Below are 16189 nucleotides of genomic sequence, written 5' to 3'. Positions count from 1 at the left end.
CCATTAGAATTAAGAAAAGAGGATTATTATGTTAACAACAGAAAAAAAGGAATTTTGGTTCGTCGTAGGATCACAACATCTATATGGGGAAGAAGCGTTAGCAGAGGTCAAGGCGCATGCACAAAAGATAACCGATGCATTAAATGAAAGCGGTTTTTTACCTTATCCACTTGTATTGCAAGATTTAGCTGTTAGTGCAGATAAAATCACAAGCATCATGAAAGAAGTCAACTATCGTGACGAAGTTGCCGGTGTCATCACTTGGATGCATACTTTCTCACCTGCAAAAATGTGGATTCGTGGAACAAAATTATTACAAAAACCATTGCTTCATTTAGCTACACAGTTCAATGAAAGTATTCCTTGGGCAACGATTGATATGGACTTTATGAACCTGAACCAATCCGCGCATGGTGACCGTGAATATGGTTTTATCAATGCCCGTTTGAAAAAACAAAATAAAGTTGTTGTAGGTTATTGGGAGCGCCATGAAGTGCGACAGCAAATTGCACAATGGATGGACGTAGCGGTTGCTTATAACGAAAGCTTCAACATTAAGGTCGCTCGCTTTGGAGACAACATGCGTAACGTTGGAGTAACCGAAGGGGATAAGGTAGAAGCGCAAATCCAATTTGGGTGGACAGTTGATTATTTTGGAATCGGAGACCTTGTTCAATATGTAAATGCTGTTACTGATGAAGAAATTGATGCTTTATTTGCAGAATACGAAGGCCTTTATGAATTTGATTATGGTACCTACAGTAGGGAAGATTGGGAGAAAAGCGTAAAGGTACAGGTAAGCTATGAAATTGCGATTAAACGTTTCCTTGATGATGGCGGTTACACGGCCTTTACAACGAACTTCGAAGATTTATATGGAATGAAACAACTTCCTGGTCTTGCCGTTCAACGTTTGATGGCACAAGGATATGGCTTTGCGGGTGAAGGAGATTGGAAGACGGCAGCACTTGATCGCTTACTGAAAGTGATGAGCCATAACCAATCAACTGGCTTTATGGAAGATTACACATATGAATTAGCTGCTGGACAAGAATCAATCCTTCAATCACATATGCTTGAAGTCGACCCATCTTTAGCAAGTAACAAACCAAAAATTGTCGTATCTCCATTAGGTATAGGTGATCGTGAAGATCCAGCACGTTTAGTATTCGACGGCAAAGCAGGAGACGGTGTCGTTGTTTCCATGGCTGACTTTGGTACAAACTATACACTTTTGATTAATGAGGTTTCTGCATTCGAGCCAACAGTTCCAGCACCAAACCTGCCAGTGGCCCGTGTACTTTGGGAAGTGAAGCCAAACTTCCAAGATGGAGTGAAAGCTTGGCTTGAGAATGGTGGCGGTCACCATACAGTTGTATCATTGAATTTAACAACAGACCAAATCATAACCTATGCCAAACTTGTTGGCTTGGAATACGTAGTTATTAAGTAATGTCTCTCCCTCCAAGGAGGCTATGCTTCCTTGGAGGGAAAAAATAGGTAATCCAGAAGTTGAAGAATGGAAATAGTGACCATTAGTATGATCCCTTTATTTTCGTAAGCGTTTTCGTGTTTTTTAGGGAAAAGATGAAAGCGTTTTAATAGACAATGACGACACGGAATTCATCCTAATAAATAATTTTTACGATGGAAACTGGCATGTATTTGTAGTTTGAAAACACTATTATTATTTCTCAAAAAGCAATCAATATTTTTCGTGGTGGGATTAAATATAATTTTAAAACCTTTAGGGGGGAACTTAAATGGTTAATGAAAAGAAAATCTCAAGTGGATTCATTTATTTTTTTGGGGCTTTTGGAGGCATTCTCTTCGGATATGATATCGGCGTTATGACGGGTGCTTTGCCTTTTCTGCAACATGATTGGAACCTTCAAAACAACCCTGGTGCTATTGGCTGGATTACCTCTTCGTTGATGTTTGGAGCTATTTTTGGAGGTGCCATGGCAGGACAACTTTCTGATCGTTTAGGACGGCGCAAAATGATTTTAATATCTTCTATCATTTTTGCTGTTGGATCCATTTTGGCAGGAATATCCCCACATAATGGGCTCCTTTTTATGATTGTTGCCCGGATTTTATTAGGGTTGGCTGTTGGTGCTGCTTCTGCGTTGGTCCCAGCCTATATGTCGGAAATGGCGCCTGCACGTTTACGTGGACGTCTGTCAGGAATTAATCAAACAATGATTGTCTCTGGAATGTTGCTTTCGTACATTGTCGCTTATTTATTGAAAGACTTACCAGGAACAATGGCTTGGCGGTTGATGCTTAGTTTGGCTGCCGTACCTGCTTTGATCTTATTTATTGGAGTGTCAAGATTACCCGAATCACCACGTTTTTTAATTAAGAACAATAAAATTGATGAAGCTCGTAAGGTGTTGGGCTATATTCGCTCTAACAAAGAACAAATTGATTCTGAAATAACGCAAATTCAAGAAACTGTTAAAGAGGAAGCAAAGGTAAATCAAAAAGCATCATGGGGTACACTTTTAAGTAACAAATACCGTTATTTAGTAATGGCTGGTGTGGGTGTTGCTGCGTTTCAACAATTCCAGGGAGCGAACGCAATTTTTTATTACATTCCTATGATTGTGGAAAAAGCAACAGGGCATGAAGCCAGCTCAGTATTGATGTGGCCGATTATTCAAGGGGTTATTCTCGTACTAGGTTCATTAATATTCCTAATGATTGCTGATAAATTTAATCGCCGTACTTTATTAACAATCGGCGGAACTATCATGGGGCTATCCTTTATTTTGCCGGCAATATTGAATTTATTAATCCCTAATGCAAATCCGATGATGATGGTCGTTTTTTTAAGTATCTATGTAGCACTTTATTCATTCACGTGGGCTCCTTTAACTTGGGTCATAGTTGGAGAAATTTTCCCGTTGGTAATTCGCGGGCGTGCGTCAGGATTAGCTTCATCATTTAACTGGATTGGTTCTTTCTTGGTTGGATTGCTATTTCCAATCATGACTGCTTCGATGTCTCAAGAAGCTGTTTTTGCAATCTTCGGTGCTATTTGTTTACTTGGTGTTTTATTTATCCGGACATGCGTTCCTGAAACTAGAGGTCATACTTTGGAGGAAATTGAAAAAATTGGGGAAAGTAGACAAGCTAAGGGGAAAAGTGCTTAAATTAGACCTATTAAGGTTTGGAGCGGAATTAAAAGAAGCTATACGAGAATAGAAGAGATTTTAAATCAGGGGGCATAAGGAAAATACTTCATCAAGAATATGTTGATTTACTCATATGAATCCCGTTCTTAAGGCCGAAGTTGCTACTTCGGCTTTTCAACTATTAAAATGTTTGCTGAACTTTTAGTGCAATTCATGGTGTTTTAGCTTGTATTTATATGAAGGCAACTTAATAGGGAAAGGAGCCGAAAGAAGTGAAAGTATCACAAAGCTCGTTTGGAAATGAAGTTTTGCTGTTTACTATAGAAAATGATCATGGAGTAAGAATAGAAGTAACAAACTTTGGTGCAAGAATCGTCAATCTTTTCGTCTTAACGGAATCGGGTCGTAAAAATATCGTATTAGGATTTGACTCAATTGAGGATTACAAAAAAGAAACTTATTATGGAGCAACAATAGGAAGAGTCGCTGGCAGAATAAAAAATGGCGAATTTTCAATTGGCGAATCACGTTACCAAACATCTGTAAATCAATTGGGGAATACATTACACGGTGGCAGCCCTGGATTCGATGAAAAAATCTGGGATTATGAAGTGAAGGAGACGGATGAAAGTGCATCGATCATCTTTTCAACCCACTCACCTGATGGCGAGAATGGTTTTCCGGGGAATTTGAAAGTAAGTGTGATTTATACATTAGACAACTTAAATATTTGGTCAGTGAGCTATCAAGCAATAAGTGATAAAGACACAGTTTTTAATCCAACCAATCACGTCTATTTTAACTTAACAGGGCATCCAAGCAATCCAATCGATGATCATTTCTTACAAATCTTTTCTGGAGAATTTGCACCAGTAAATGACGATACCACGGTAACTGGGGAAAAGCGAAGCACAATTGGCACGCCTTATGATTTTCGAACCCCGAAAAAATTAAAATCAACCTTTGAAGCCATTGACGCAGAAGTTAAAAAGGTTCAAGGAATCGACCATCCATTCTTCCTTACGTGCTCAGGACTTCATCAAACTGCAGCCAAATTAATTAGTCCTGACCAGAAAATAACAGTCGAGGTATACACAGAAGAGCCTGCGGTTGTCATTTACACTGCAAACTTTGTGAAAGGTGTGCCACTTATGCACGGAGAAAAATTAATTCAACACGGCGGAATAACGTTTGAAACCCAAGCTGCTCCAGGAGCGATTGAGTTTGAAGATTTTGGAGATATTCTTTTATTAGCAGGCGAAAATTATACTTCCCAAACAAAATACAAAATTGAGGTAAGGACGCCACTCAGCTGAAGTTTCCAGTCAGTGTGTTAAAGCGTCGAACAGGTGGATTTGGTTTCGATAATTTCACATCGATTCGGCTGCTAGTTAGGATCAGCATCCGGTGCCTGTCAGAGCGATCGAGCATAGGCCGTTACATATATCGGGTGGGATTCCCGCCGAATAAGAGTTAGCCACTCACTCGAACAGAGTTTTGAAGGATAGAGGATAAAGGATAACTTATATCTTTAAGCGTAAACAGTTAGATAGTGGGTCGCAAACTACGGTTAAAGGAAAGCCCCCATTTAAACAGCGCATATTAAATACGCAGCACCTCCTGGTACGATACTTGTATCAATCAAAGGAGGTGCTTTTCCTATGCCGCAACAAAAATTAACGATTGTCCCCGTTACATTACATGCCGAAAATAAAAAATCTATACGATCTACTCTTCAGAAGATCCCATTTGCAAAATCCAAACGGCAAACGCTGAAATATCCTTCTATGGCGGTGTAGATGACGTGCTATTCAAAACATTATGAAGGAATTTAATAACCCGATCATGGCAGCTTCAGCTAAAAGTTCAATTAGATGAAGGGCACGCATTGATTGTGTGAGTCCTTCACGTTCAATACCAAGTTTCATCTGTAATAGGCAACCAGGATTTGTTGGCATAATAACTACGCCTATGTGACTTCCGTGTGCTTCATTTTTTAATCAATGTATGCATGGTTTCATCCAAATTAATCAATCTTTTTAAGGCAACAACACCACTCATACTCATGCAATGACCAACTTTAATAAAGTGGTAGCTTCCTTAGTCGATATTTCCTTTTGGTCTTAACTTTCTACCACGATTCGCTGTTACGTTGTCATTTTTGTACCCTATTCTGTCCAAGGAGAATGCAAAATACAATCACAGAAATTTTTATTTTTATATTCTGGTCTAAAATATTCAATAATATCTTCCTTCATATTGCCAAAAGTAGTTTCTGGCTTATGCTTAAAGCCCTCATAAAACGCTGGAATAATGTCCTTTTTGAAATTGTTACGTGGGAATGCTTTTATAATTTCTTCTCGCAAGTCGTCAGGGAATTGTTCAAAGCCATCTCCCATCACATCTAAACCAACACCTGAAAAGAGTAGTGCCACTTCAGCTTCTTTATGTTCTGCAACGCCAGGTGTCGTATGTAATGCAATAGCATCCCATACAAGACGAATCGACTCATCTGGAATTTGATACTGTTGTAAAAAGCTCCTCGCTGCATTTGCACCGTCTACTTCAAATCGTAAATCTGGGCTGCTGAACTTTTTTGTTAAACCTAAATCATGGAATAATGCACTAACATAAAGCAACTCTAAATCATGATTCTGCTTCGTTTTTTTTCCGTTAACTGCGCCAAATAAAAATACACGATTGGAATGATTCCACAACAAGTCGTCCCCATGCACGCGTAAAAGATCTGCTGCTTCTTTAGCCAATCGAGAATCTGGAATTTTAATACCTGCTACTTCTTGAAACATAATTGAAAATCCCCTTTACAATTTGATAGTTCTTATCCCCATGAACTTGTATTCATTGTAAAGAGGAATTTATCATTTATCTATCCATTCATTTCTATGATAATAATAGATAAAAACTATAATATAGAACTTTTTAAAGAAGCTATCTCATCTTTTTCTGTATGAAAACGTAGCCTTTCGATTTCACATAATAATAACTCATTATACTTACGTGCTGCATAATTGATAAAACGATTCTTTTTCATCACGAGATAAACAGATCTAGTCAAAGTGGGTTTTTCAATACGTTGGAAAAATAAATCCTCTGTATCATAAAATTCATATAATGTCCGCGAAACAAAACTGCGGCCAACCCCATTTCGAACGAGCTTCAAGATAGATTCAATGCTAGACGTTTCGACAATAGGTTCTAACTGCCTGCCAACCTCAAGACTCGTTTTATCAAGTATTTTTCTGCATTGATGGATATTTGGAAATAAAATAAGAGAACTATCTAAAACATCGGAAAATGAAACCTTCTGATCTCCATTACTTTGATTACTAATCAGGTAAAATTCTTCATCATACAACTTCGTCACCGTCAACATATCATCACGATTGAATTCAAAACCAATACCAAAATCAGCTTGATTCTCTAAAACAGCCTTTTCCACTTGATCCGTACTTTGAACAAGCACTTTTATGTTTGGATATAATTGGTTGAATTTAATACACAAAGTGGATACCAAATCAGTTATTTCTCCTGGTAACACGGCAATTTTCAATTCCCCGATTTCTACTTTTGTAAGGGCTTTAATTTGAGAAGATATACTTTGTAAGGAATTTTGAATATTCAATGCTTCTTTTTGTACGATTTCACCCACCTTAGTAAGTTCAATCTTCTTGCCAATACGGTTAAATAGTGCATAGCCTACATCTTGTTCAAGCATTTTAATTTGATGGCTTAAAGTTGGTTGCGAAATTCCTAATTTTTCAGCTGCTTTTGTAAAATGTAGTTCTTTACTGACCATTAAAAAATATTCTAAATGTCTTAATTCGATACTATTTCAATCCTTTCTAATGAAAATAATTATTGGCTATCTGTATGTATGCTCCAATAAAATAATCTAGTTATTAAGTTACTTTATTTGAAGGAATTATTCCATAATTTGGCGTGATTGCTGGGTAAAAAACACCATTAGCTATCTGTTATTTTGGTTCATAAATAACTCACTATGATGTTGGATAACGGGCCGGGTTAAACAGAAATCATATCTAATTACTGCTTAAAATTGAAGTATTGCTCCTCATAAATACCTTATTTTATACGGGTGGAAGTTATTTAATTTTAAATGTAATTAATTCACTAAATGTAAGTTTATATACGTCAAAAATAAAAGGTGAAATCAATGAACTTTCATTTCTATATCGGGGGAGAGGGTTTAAAAGGATCCTTAAATGCAAAATTAAACTTTGAAAAATTATAATCACCGTTGACATGTTCAATTATTAATAATTGTACCTTTTTAGAAGTCAGTTTACATAATAAAATATCTCATATAATACTTAGTTTTTAAAATTGGGGATAGCCGAAAAGACAAAGGCTTTTTCAGGAGGAGCTAAATCATGTATATACCTAAACATTTTCAACTCAAGGATGAAGAAATAATTTATGATTTTATCGAAAAGTACAGCTTTGCCACTTTATTTTCTCAACACAATGGAGAACCATACGCTACCCATCTTCCACTCACATTAAATAAAGGTGAAAGTGCTTTATATGGTCATTTTGCCCGCCCAAACGAACAATGGAAGGATATAGAATACCAACAAGTTCTTGCGGTTTTCCAAGGTCCTCACTCTTATATATCTCCGTCTTGGTATGAAACAACGATGGCAGTTCCTACATGGAATTATGTCTCTATCCATTTATATGGAAAGATGGAGATTGTCAAAGATCAAAAAGTCATATTCGATTCTCTGAATGATATGGTGAACAAATATGAAAATCCAGATAGCCCATACAATTTAAGTGATGTGGATTCCAGTTTTATCGAAGGAATGAGTAAAGGGATTGTAGCATTTAAAATAAAAATCACAAAAATTGAAGCGAAAGCTAAATTAAGTCAAAATCACCCTGTGGAACGTCAAGAATTAATTATTAAGCATCTAGAAAATACTTCTCAACAAGATAATATACAAGTAGCATCTCTTATGAAGAAAAATCTACAAAAATAAAAGTTATTCGACTTTGTCTTGTTCAATTAATGTGGTAGATTTGTTAAAAAAATTAAGCCTAATTTCAGATCGAAATTAGGCTTAAAATTATCCTCTAATTTATTTATAAAAAAGCAAGTTTTAGATCTATAGCTGCACTTAATGTCATCACAATAAAAACTAGTTCTTCCAATCTCCGGATTATCCCATATCCCATATTCCATAAGCTGTCCCCATAGGAAGGGTGGAAAGAAACGCCAATCCCGCTCCAAATCCAATAACTAATAAGGGGGATATTTCCATTTAAGGGCCCTATGAAGATTATTTATCATTGCAACACTCAAAACATTCAAATAAAACAGCTACAATTCGTTAGTTAAAAGAATTGTGGAGTCATTCTTTTAACCATGCCTTCTTTAAGAGTTTCACACCCACATCAATTTCATTTGAAGAAAGATTACTGAAACCTAGTTTAACCATTGGTCCGTCGGAGTTATTTTTAATGAAGTAGAGGGACGTAGGATACACCGTAACGCCATGAAAGGAAGCTTGTTGAATTAACCATTCTTCTGAATGCTTCAGATGTACTTTGACTAATACATACAAACCGGATTGTTCACCAATAATGGATATATTTTGAGCGAATTGCTCTTTTAATGCGGATACTAAGTGCTGCATTTTTCTTTTATAAACAAGGCGCATGCGTTTAATATGTCGACTCCATTCTCCCTCTTCCATAAGTTTAGCCATTGTCAGCTGGCTAAGCAGGGAGGTAGTAGCTTCAAAATGAAGAAACTGATTTTTAAAACGATTTAATAATGGCTGTGGCAAGACCATATAACTTAAACGAATTCCTGGAAGAAAGGACTTCGAGAAATTCCCTAAATAAATGACTCTTGCTGAATCGATGGAGGCAAGAGCAGGAAATGGTTTTTGTGTATAGCGAAATTCACTATCATAATCGTCTTCAATAATATATCCACGAATCTTGTTAACCCAATGAATAAGCATTTGCCGTTGTTGAATAGACATGCTTACTCCAATTGGACTTTGATGGGAAGGGGTTACATAGATTAATCGTGATTTCATTTGTTCTAATTGTGAAAGTTCAGCACCTGTTTCATAAACCGGCAAAGTTTCAAACATAAAACGATGGAATTGAAAAGCTTCCCTAGCACCGTCGTAACCAGGGTCTTCAACTATAATGCTTTGGAATTCATCCTTCATTATATGTCCAAGGTATACAAGCATTTGTTGGGTACTGCTTCCGATAATAATTGCATTTGCATTTGTTTTCACTCCGCGTGATTGGAATAAATATGTGGAGATTTGTTCGCGCAGGCATTCTTCCCCAAATGGTTCCCCGTATCGAAAGCTATCCTGTAAAGTTAATACTTGATTAGCAATTCTCCTCCAAATTTTCAGCGGGAAATGTTTTTGATCAACGGCATCTGCCCTGAAATTAACTACCGGAAGTTTCTTGGACTCAGTCTGCTTTTTATTATAAGAGATTAATGGCTCCTGAAATATTAGCGGTTCTAACTCATTTGCAAAATAACCTTTTCTGCCTTCTCCACGAATATACCCTTCAGCAACAAGTTGTTCATATGCCAGTAAAGTTGTATTACGGCTTACATGTAAGGAATCTGCAAGTTGACGAATGGAAGGTAATTGCTCATTCGCCAATATGTCTCCTTGTTCAATATATGATTTAAATTTCTCGTAGATTTGTTTGTATTTTGGGGAGTTATCATTGAAAGTAAAAATGGTATTATTCATTTGCATTCCCTCTGACATGTATATTTATTTATTATTGTACCTTTTTTCATGTCAACTTGTATAATAATATTTTTTTATCGGATATTTATTTTTAATGCTTATATTTTTAAAAACTCTAATACAAATTTGAAAGGATGATTATTGTGTACATTCCTAAGCAATATCGTATGAAAAATGAAGAGGCAGTTCAAATTATGAAGTCAAACCCGTTTGCCTTATTGATTACTGTTAATGAACATCGTCCCTTGGCTACGCATATTCCATTGGAAATACGGGAAGATGAAGGGAAAATCTATGCGACTGGGCACATTGCATACGGAAACAAGCAGAAAAAAAACTTAGACAATAATAGTGATGTGTTACTGATTTTTCAAGGGCAGCACGCTTACATTTCATCAAGTTGGTATCAGTGCGAAGAGGTTCCTACTTGGGACTATCTAGCTGTACATGCGTATGGATCAGCACGTTTAATCACTGAAGACGAGCTGATTTCCTCCTTGGATACCATGCTTAATCACTATGAGTCTCACCGAGAAAATGGTCGGACCTGGGAAACGTTTGATCCAGAGTTGCTTAAGAGAGAAATGAAAGGAATAGTGGGCTTTGAAATTGAAATCACATCTATTCAAGCTGCAGCCAAAATGAGTCAAAATCGTAATGACACTGATTACAAAGCGATTGTTACAGAGCTTGAGAAATCAAATGAACAAGGGGAAATTCAGGTTGCTCAATGGATGCGTGAGCAAAGGAATGGGTTAATTAAATGATTTTTGAGTGGCACCCCTAAAAGCAAAAATGGTGTTTATCACTTTTAAGGGAAAGCAAAGGTAAGTCAAAACCATTCCTTACACAGACAAGAGCTCATAATAAAACTGTTGGAACAGATTCCTTTTCTAAATGAGCAACAAATCGCCTCCTTGATGAAAGCGAACCTTAAAAAAGTGTAACCTTGCTTTCACCATCGAGGAGGAGCCCAATAAAACATATGCAAAAATACAACAAGGAGTTGCTTTTTATGGAGTTTTCAAATATTTGGCTATTTGTAATTACTGCTGCTACATTGTTAATAATACCTGGACCGGCTGTGTTGTATATTATGGCAAGAAGTATTGATCAAGGGAAGAAAGCGGGCATAGTATCAGTTCTTGGTGTATCTCTTGGTGGTTCTGTTCACGTTTTAGCTGGAGCAATTGGAGTTTCAGCAATCCTTATGACATCAGCAACGGCCTTTAATATCGTTAAATACTTAGGTGCTGCTTATCTTATCTATCTGGGTTGTAGGACTTTATTTTCTACATCTGATCGAACGGCTTCAGAAATTCCAAAAGCCCCTCGCAAAAAGTTATTAAAGATATTTTACGAATCTGCGCTCGTAGAAGTAATGAATCCTAAGACAGCACTCTTTTTTTTAGCCTTCTTTCCGCAATTCATATCACCTTCGGCCGGATCAGTCACAATACAATTTTTACTTTTAGGAATTATTTTTATTATCCTAGCTTTTATTAGTGATGGTCTGTATGCAGTTCTTGCAGCAAGTATTAGAAAGCGGATTCTGGGTAGTGAAGTAAATTCTAAGTTGCAGAATCGGATAACTGGTTATTTATATATTGTTCTAGGGGTATTCTCCGCCTTTGCGAGTCCCTCCAAAACATAAGAGTGTTTGATGAAATTTATCGAGTTGTTACACAACAAATAGCGATTCCACTAAGACAATAAGTAAAATGAAATGGAGAGAGAATTTATGCCTAGATTTATCATTGAAGATGATTTTTGGTCGTTATTCCCTCATGCAAAAATAGGCACCCTTATTTGCCAGGGGATTGACAATTCAATAAAGGACGTTGAATTCTGCGAGAAGCTGCTGCAGGAGGCAGAGAAAGAAGCACATAAATTTCTCAGTCTGGAGGAATTGAGTAGTAATCCAGTCATATTCGTTTGGCGAGAAGCTTTTCAGAAATTCAAGACAAAGAAAGGGGCAAGGTGTTCCATTGAAGCTTTATTAAAAAGAGTGAAAAATGGCAATCATATCGGAACAATAAACCCGCTTGTTGACATCTATAATTCAATTTCATTGCGTTATGGGCTTCCATGCGGCGGAGAAGATATCGACACTTTCGTAGGCGATATTCGGCTAACGCAGGCAAATGGAAACGAACCGTTTATCCCATTGGGAGAAGATGAAAATGCTTCACCATATGAAGGTGAAATTGTTTATAAAGATGATGACGGAGCAATATGCAGATGCTGGAATTGGCGTGAAACTCTGAGGACGATGCTAACAGAAAATACAAAAAATGCATTCCTCTGCATTGAATTATTAGATGAAACAAGAAGTAATGAATTTCATATGGCGCTAAAAGAATTGTCTGATTTAGTGTCACATAAACTTGGTGGTATTGTGAAGATTGAAGTATTAGATATTAATAATAGGGAAATTACAATCTTTGATTAGTCAAATAGCATACTCTGTCTGCAAATGTTATGGAATTCATAGTACGATGTATCAAATGTTTTCAACGCGGACCATACTTAAGATAAGTGTGAATCCAACTATGAAACCAGTAAATTTATGAATCGCGTTTCTACATAATATCAAGAGTAGATAACTACTTTCTAGGTTATAACCCTTATTCAACAAGAGGGAGTAGCTTATAAATAATTAAATCCCAATTTCTGATTTATATACTGAGAGATTGGGATTTTAACCCAGAAGTATCCTGAACATTGTTAATCAGCGTTTTCTGGTGGTATCACACTCTTCAATTGGGAAGGATGTTAGCGGATAAATAAAGAGTATTTGATAAAGAACAGGATTAGCGTATACCTTTTACAGTGATTTCTTCTGCATGATATTTAAAAGCAACATTTACATTAAAGCACGCTTTTTTTCATCAGCAGTTTGGTCAATTGTTAACTAAAGCAAGATACTAGGGTTTAGTTCTCATGAAAATTCTATAGTCTTCGCAGATGCAACAAATTGAAAAATGACCGCTTGAAACTTCGCCTGATCGCCTTTATGTGTAAAGAATCCCCAGTGAAGCAATCGCCTCCTTGTGCACAAAGTTAATTTGAATAATAACAATTCAATATTTTACGACAATCTTAACGCTCATAGATTTTCAGCATTACTTGGATAAAGAGAGAAGCAATTCTAGATAACGCTCCTTATAAACATATCTTGAAAAAATAAGTGGAGAAGAATTATGGATAGAATTATTGAAGAGATTAAAGTTATTGCAAGATGCTTAGATACACTCAACAATATAGTATATAAAGATCTTAACCTTTCTAGGGGACAGTACTTGTATCTCATTCAAATCTGTGAACACCCGGGAATGATTCAAGAAAAGATAGCTGAAGTGATTAAAGTAGACAGAACTACAGCAGTTCGCGCTAAAAAAGTTAGAAATAAATGGATTTATAAAAAGAGTGGGTGATAAGGAGAACAGAAAAATAAAAAAACTATTCCCTACAGTAAAAGGAAAAGAAATATATAAACTGATAGAAAAAAAGAGAAACACTTTAATGCAACAGCTCTTCAGAGTATTAATATTGAGGAACAGAAATTAGTTTTAAATCTTATTCAAAGAATAAGAGGAAATATTGAAATTGATTGGCGGCATATAAAAAAGGGTTCTGGTGCAAAAACTCCAAGATAATTACAATTAATCTCTAAATCATGGAATATTGATACTATTAACGAGTAGCGTAAGTTCAACAAGTTAAAGACATCAATCATAATCATTATCTTCCACAATTGGGCGCTTTAATGTAGTAATAAATAAGAACCCAATTTATCTAATTTAATACAGAGAAATTGGGCTTTTTAGTATTGAAGTTTCCTTAACAATGTAAAACAATATTTTCCTGACGCTACCCCTTATTGAGTTGAGCGTACTAAATTAATAAACTTCCTAAGTCCTTCAGAGATTTGTTCTTCACTGGCATAGGAATAGCTTAACCGGAGCCATGAGGAAGGCTCCTTTAAAGGGTCACATATTTGGCCGGGAACAAATGAAATTGATTGCTCCAGACTATTGACCAATAAGTCTTCTGTTGACAGGCAGCCTGGGAGCTGTACCCATAAATTCAAGCCACCATTTGGGCTGGTCCATCGCCAATCGGTTACGGACAGTTCTTCCTCCATGATTTCCTTTCGTATTTGGAGCGCAATTCGCAGTTTCTCAACATGTTGCTGCAGCCTTGGAGATGATAAGTAATGCAGGAAAATCTTTTGATTTAAAAGCGGTGATCCATTATCGGCCAATGATTTTACTGCTAGCAATGATTTCACCACGGAAGACTGACAGTTCATCATGACGGCTATTCGCAACCCCGGTGATACATATTTGCAAAAGCTTTTGATATATATCACCATGCCGGAGGTATCATAGGTATACATGGGCGGCGGAGGCTTCTGATCAAAAAAGATGTCGTTGTAAACATCGTCTTCTACTAACAGACAACGGTGGTCCTCGGCTAACTGGACTAATTGTTTTCTTTGAGCCGATGGGACCGTGTATCCTGTTGGATTATGGAAGGTTGAATTTAAATAAAACAGACGAGGTTTGTGTTTTTTCATGATGAATCCAATCTGCTCTAAATCATATCCGTACGGATGAATATCGACGGTTACAATATTGGCTCCTTGTGCTCGAAAAATATCAATGGCAGAACTATAGGTTGGTCTCTCCAAAAGGATAGTGTCTCTTGATTTTACATAGGCCTGGGCAATCAGATGAATGGCTTGCTGCGAACCGGTCGTAATTAATAGCTGATCTGGATGTGTAATCGTTTTATATTGCTGATTAAAATAGTCAGAAAGTGATTGACGCAGTTCATGATCGCCTTGTAAGGTGGAGTAGGTGGAGAGAACCTTTGGATAGAGATCAAAAACTTTTTTTACATAGTCCGATATGAAGCGATTTGGCAAAAGATTAGGGTCAATTAATGCCTGTGAAAATTGGTAGGAAACAGGTGTCTCATGGATTTCCGATAAATGATTTTTTTGTACATATGCAGAAACGATCGGATTTTCCATGTTTTCTAATTTATTAATTTCACGGGATTGGACATAATAGCCGGATTTATCTTTGACATAGACTCTATTTTCCTGTTTAAGAAGCTGATAGGCCTTTAATACGGTTAAGCGATGAACCTTCATCTTAGCAGCTAAATTTCTAATTGAAGGGAGCTTTTCATTCTCATTCCATTCATTAAGTTCGATTCGGTGTAATACATAATCGTATACTTGTTTAAATAAGTAATCTCCATTCATTTCTTTCCCTCCCAACCCCTTTGATTTTAGCATATTTCTCCTTGATCTGGTCTAATGATTTTCATCTGTTCTATTCCCCTTCACCTATAATGGAGCAAAAAGGAGGAATTGATATGGATTTTTATATCGTAGATGTCTTTGCTGAAGAAAAATATCAGGGAAATCAGCTTGCTGTTCTAGTGCCAGAGAGTAATCTCACAAGGAAGGAGATGCAGCAGATTGCCAAAGAAATTCATTTTTCGGAAACGAGCTTCATCATGTCCAATAAACAGGAAAATGGCGGGTATGATGTTCGAATCTTCACCCCAGATGAGGAGGTGCCCTTCGCGGGACACCCTACCTTGGGCACTGCGTATATCATCAATCGGATTATGGAAAACGGAAAGGCTTCCAAAGTCGTCTTGAACCTGCCTGTCGGACAGATTCCAGTTGTTTTCAACGGCGACACTCTCACCATGAGCCAAAACGAACCTTCCTTCGACATGAAGATAGACCATCTCGAATTTGTCGCAAGGGTGCTTAATATCCAAGTGGAGGACATACGGACAGATTTTCCAATCCAGCTGGTCTCCACAGGACTGCCCTGCATCATTGTCCCACTGAAATCGGTTGACGGGGTACAACGATGCAGCATCGACCCTGTACAGTTCAAACGCTTTCTGGAAACTTATTATAAATGTAACCTGCTTGTTTTTTCTGAGGAGGAAAGCAGGGACCCAAACTGCCTTCGTGTGCGGGTATTCATGAGCGACACAGGCTTTTATGAGGATCCTGCGACAGGTAGCGCAAATGGCAATTTGGCGGGCTACCTTCTGAAATATCGGTTCTTCGATAAGGAGAAGATCGATGTTCGTGTCAAGCAGGGCTACGAGATGGGACGTCCCTCAAATGTGAATATGGCCGCCAAATTAAAAAATGGAACATATGATATCCAGATTGGCGGGAAGGTGCAACTGGTCGCAAAGGGAGACTGGTTATCGAGCGACTGA

14 protein-coding genes and 1 pseudogene are annotated in these 16189 nt (G+C 37.2%); 10 read left to right on the top strand and 5 right to left on the bottom strand.

Annotation, left to right across the window (positions count from 1 at the left end; genetic code table 11):
• The first annotated feature begins 28 nt into the window (after nucleotides 1-28).
• From araA to ABOA58_RS15280, 4 genes are all read left to right on the top strand, one after another.
• Nucleotides 29-1453, top strand: coding sequence for an L-arabinose isomerase (gene araA / locus ABOA58_RS15295; protein WP_350299069.1), 1425 nt, complete (start codon nucleotides 29-31; stop codon nucleotides 1451-1453).
• A 310-nt stretch (nucleotides 1454-1763) separates the two neighbouring features.
• Nucleotides 1764-3158, top strand: coding sequence for a sugar porter family MFS transporter (locus ABOA58_RS15290; protein ID WP_350299068.1), 1395 nt, complete (start codon nucleotides 1764-1766; stop codon nucleotides 3156-3158).
• Between the two features lie 254 nt (nucleotides 3159-3412).
• The gene (locus ABOA58_RS15285) at nucleotides 3413-4456 is read left to right on the top strand and encodes an aldose epimerase family protein (protein WP_350299067.1); all 1044 of its coding nucleotides are present in this window, start codon (nucleotides 3413-3415) and stop codon (nucleotides 4454-4456) included.
• A 345-nt stretch (nucleotides 4457-4801) separates the two neighbouring features.
• Nucleotides 4802-4939 (top strand): hypothetical protein, encoded by a 138-nt coding sequence (locus tag ABOA58_RS15280; RefSeq protein ID WP_350299066.1) that lies wholly within the window; start codon nucleotides 4802-4804, stop codon nucleotides 4937-4939.
• A gap of 12 nt (nucleotides 4940-4951) precedes the next feature.
• Here ABOA58_RS15280 and ABOA58_RS15275 read toward each other — a convergent pair whose 3' ends face one another.
• The 3 genes from ABOA58_RS15275 to ABOA58_RS15265 form a co-directional block, all read right to left on the bottom strand.
• Entirely contained in the window at nucleotides 4952-5098 is a 147-nt protein-coding gene (locus ABOA58_RS15275; protein WP_350299065.1) for a hypothetical protein, read from the bottom strand.
• A 210-nt stretch (nucleotides 5099-5308) separates the two neighbouring features.
• Nucleotides 5309-5947 (bottom strand): HD domain-containing protein, encoded by a 639-nt coding sequence (locus tag ABOA58_RS15270; protein WP_350299064.1) that lies wholly within the window; start codon nucleotides 5945-5947, stop codon nucleotides 5309-5311.
• Between the two features lie 116 nt (nucleotides 5948-6063).
• A complete protein-coding gene (locus ABOA58_RS15265; RefSeq protein ID WP_350302888.1) occupies nucleotides 6064-6987 on the bottom strand; it encodes a LysR family transcriptional regulator in 924 nt (307 codons plus the stop codon).
• A 565-nt stretch (nucleotides 6988-7552) separates the two neighbouring features.
• Between ABOA58_RS15265 and ABOA58_RS15260 the strand changes: the two genes are divergently transcribed.
• The gene (locus tag ABOA58_RS15260; RefSeq protein WP_350299063.1) at nucleotides 7553-8164 is read left to right on the top strand and encodes an FMN-binding negative transcriptional regulator; all 612 of its coding nucleotides are present in this window, start codon (nucleotides 7553-7555) and stop codon (nucleotides 8162-8164) included.
• Nucleotides 8165-8536: 372 nt separating this feature from the next.
• On the opposite strand, the gene ABOA58_RS15250 is transcribed toward ABOA58_RS15260, so the two are convergent.
• Nucleotides 8537-9922, bottom strand: a complete 1386-nt coding sequence (locus ABOA58_RS15250) for a PLP-dependent aminotransferase family protein (protein ID WP_350299062.1) — start codon at nucleotides 9920-9922, stop codon at nucleotides 8537-8539.
• 134 nt (nucleotides 9923-10056) lie between these two features.
• On the opposite strand from ABOA58_RS15250, the gene ABOA58_RS15245 reads away from it, so the two are divergent.
• The 4 genes and pseudogenes from ABOA58_RS15245 (at nucleotide 10057) to ABOA58_RS15230 (ending at nucleotide 13581) form a co-directional block, all read left to right on the top strand.
• On the top strand, nucleotides 10057-10689 hold the full coding sequence (locus tag ABOA58_RS15245) for an FMN-binding negative transcriptional regulator (RefSeq protein WP_350299061.1): 633 nt from the start codon (nucleotides 10057-10059) through the stop codon (nucleotides 10687-10689).
• A gap of 248 nt (nucleotides 10690-10937) precedes the next feature.
• Nucleotides 10938-11576: a LysE family translocator gene (locus ABOA58_RS15240; protein ID WP_350299060.1), complete on the top strand. Its 639-nt coding sequence runs from the start codon at nucleotides 10938-10940 to the stop codon at nucleotides 11574-11576.
• An 87-nt stretch (nucleotides 11577-11663) separates the two neighbouring features.
• Nucleotides 11664-12374 (top strand): B3/B4 domain-containing protein, encoded by a 711-nt coding sequence (locus tag ABOA58_RS15235; RefSeq protein ID WP_350299059.1) that lies wholly within the window; start codon nucleotides 11664-11666, stop codon nucleotides 12372-12374.
• 751 nt (nucleotides 12375-13125) lie between these two features.
• Nucleotides 13126-13581, top strand: a pseudogene (locus tag ABOA58_RS15230) (MarR family winged helix-turn-helix transcriptional regulator).
• 221 nt (nucleotides 13582-13802) lie between these two features.
• Here the strand turns inward: ABOA58_RS15230 and ABOA58_RS15225 are convergent.
• Nucleotides 13803-15200: a PLP-dependent aminotransferase family protein gene (locus tag ABOA58_RS15225; protein ID WP_350299058.1), complete on the bottom strand. Its 1398-nt coding sequence runs from the start codon at nucleotides 15198-15200 to the stop codon at nucleotides 13803-13805.
• A 41-nt stretch (nucleotides 15201-15241) separates the two neighbouring features.
• Here ABOA58_RS15225 and ABOA58_RS15220 point away from each other — a divergent pair, with 41 nt between their 5' ends.
• Entirely contained in the window at nucleotides 15242-16189 is a 948-nt protein-coding gene (locus tag ABOA58_RS15220; protein ID WP_350299057.1) for a PhzF family phenazine biosynthesis protein, read from the top strand.

Origin of the sequence: Peribacillus frigoritolerans, assembly GCF_040250305.1 — a bacterium.
Taxonomy (GTDB): Bacteria; Bacillota; Bacilli; order Bacillales; family DSM-1321; genus Peribacillus.
The sequence above is the reverse complement of the archived record's forward strand: the minus strand, read 5'-3'. Positions and strand labels throughout refer to the sequence as shown.

Coding starts and splice junctions, on each gene's coding strand:
- araA (WP_350299069.1), top strand. CDS start 29: ATGTTAACAACAGAAAAAAAGGAATTTTGGTTCGTCGTAGGATCACAA.
- ABOA58_RS15290 (WP_350299068.1), top strand. CDS start 1,764: ATGGTTAATGAAAAGAAAATCTCAAGTGGATTCATTTATTTTTTTGGG.
- ABOA58_RS15280 (WP_350299066.1), top strand. CDS start 4,802: ATGCCGCAACAAAAATTAACGATTGTCCCCGTTACATTACATGCCGAA.
- ABOA58_RS15275 (WP_350299065.1), bottom strand. CDS start 5,098: ATGCCAACAAATCCTGGTTGCCTATTACAGATGAAACTTGGTATTGAA.
- ABOA58_RS15270 (WP_350299064.1), bottom strand. CDS start 5,947: ATGTTTCAAGAAGTAGCAGGTATTAAAATTCCAGATTCTCGATTGGCT.
- ABOA58_RS15260 (WP_350299063.1), top strand. CDS start 7,553: ATGTATATACCTAAACATTTTCAACTCAAGGATGAAGAAATAATTTAT.
- ABOA58_RS15250 (WP_350299062.1), bottom strand. CDS start 9,922: ATGAATAATACCATTTTTACTTTCAATGATAACTCCCCAAAATACAAA.
- ABOA58_RS15245 (WP_350299061.1), top strand. CDS start 10,057: ATGATTATTGTGTACATTCCTAAGCAATATCGTATGAAAAATGAAGAG.
- ABOA58_RS15240 (WP_350299060.1), top strand. CDS start 10,938: ATGGAGTTTTCAAATATTTGGCTATTTGTAATTACTGCTGCTACATTG.
- ABOA58_RS15235 (WP_350299059.1), top strand. CDS start 11,664: ATGCCTAGATTTATCATTGAAGATGATTTTTGGTCGTTATTCCCTCAT.
- ABOA58_RS15225 (WP_350299058.1), bottom strand. CDS start 15,200: ATGAATGGAGATTACTTATTTAAACAAGTATACGATTATGTATTACAC.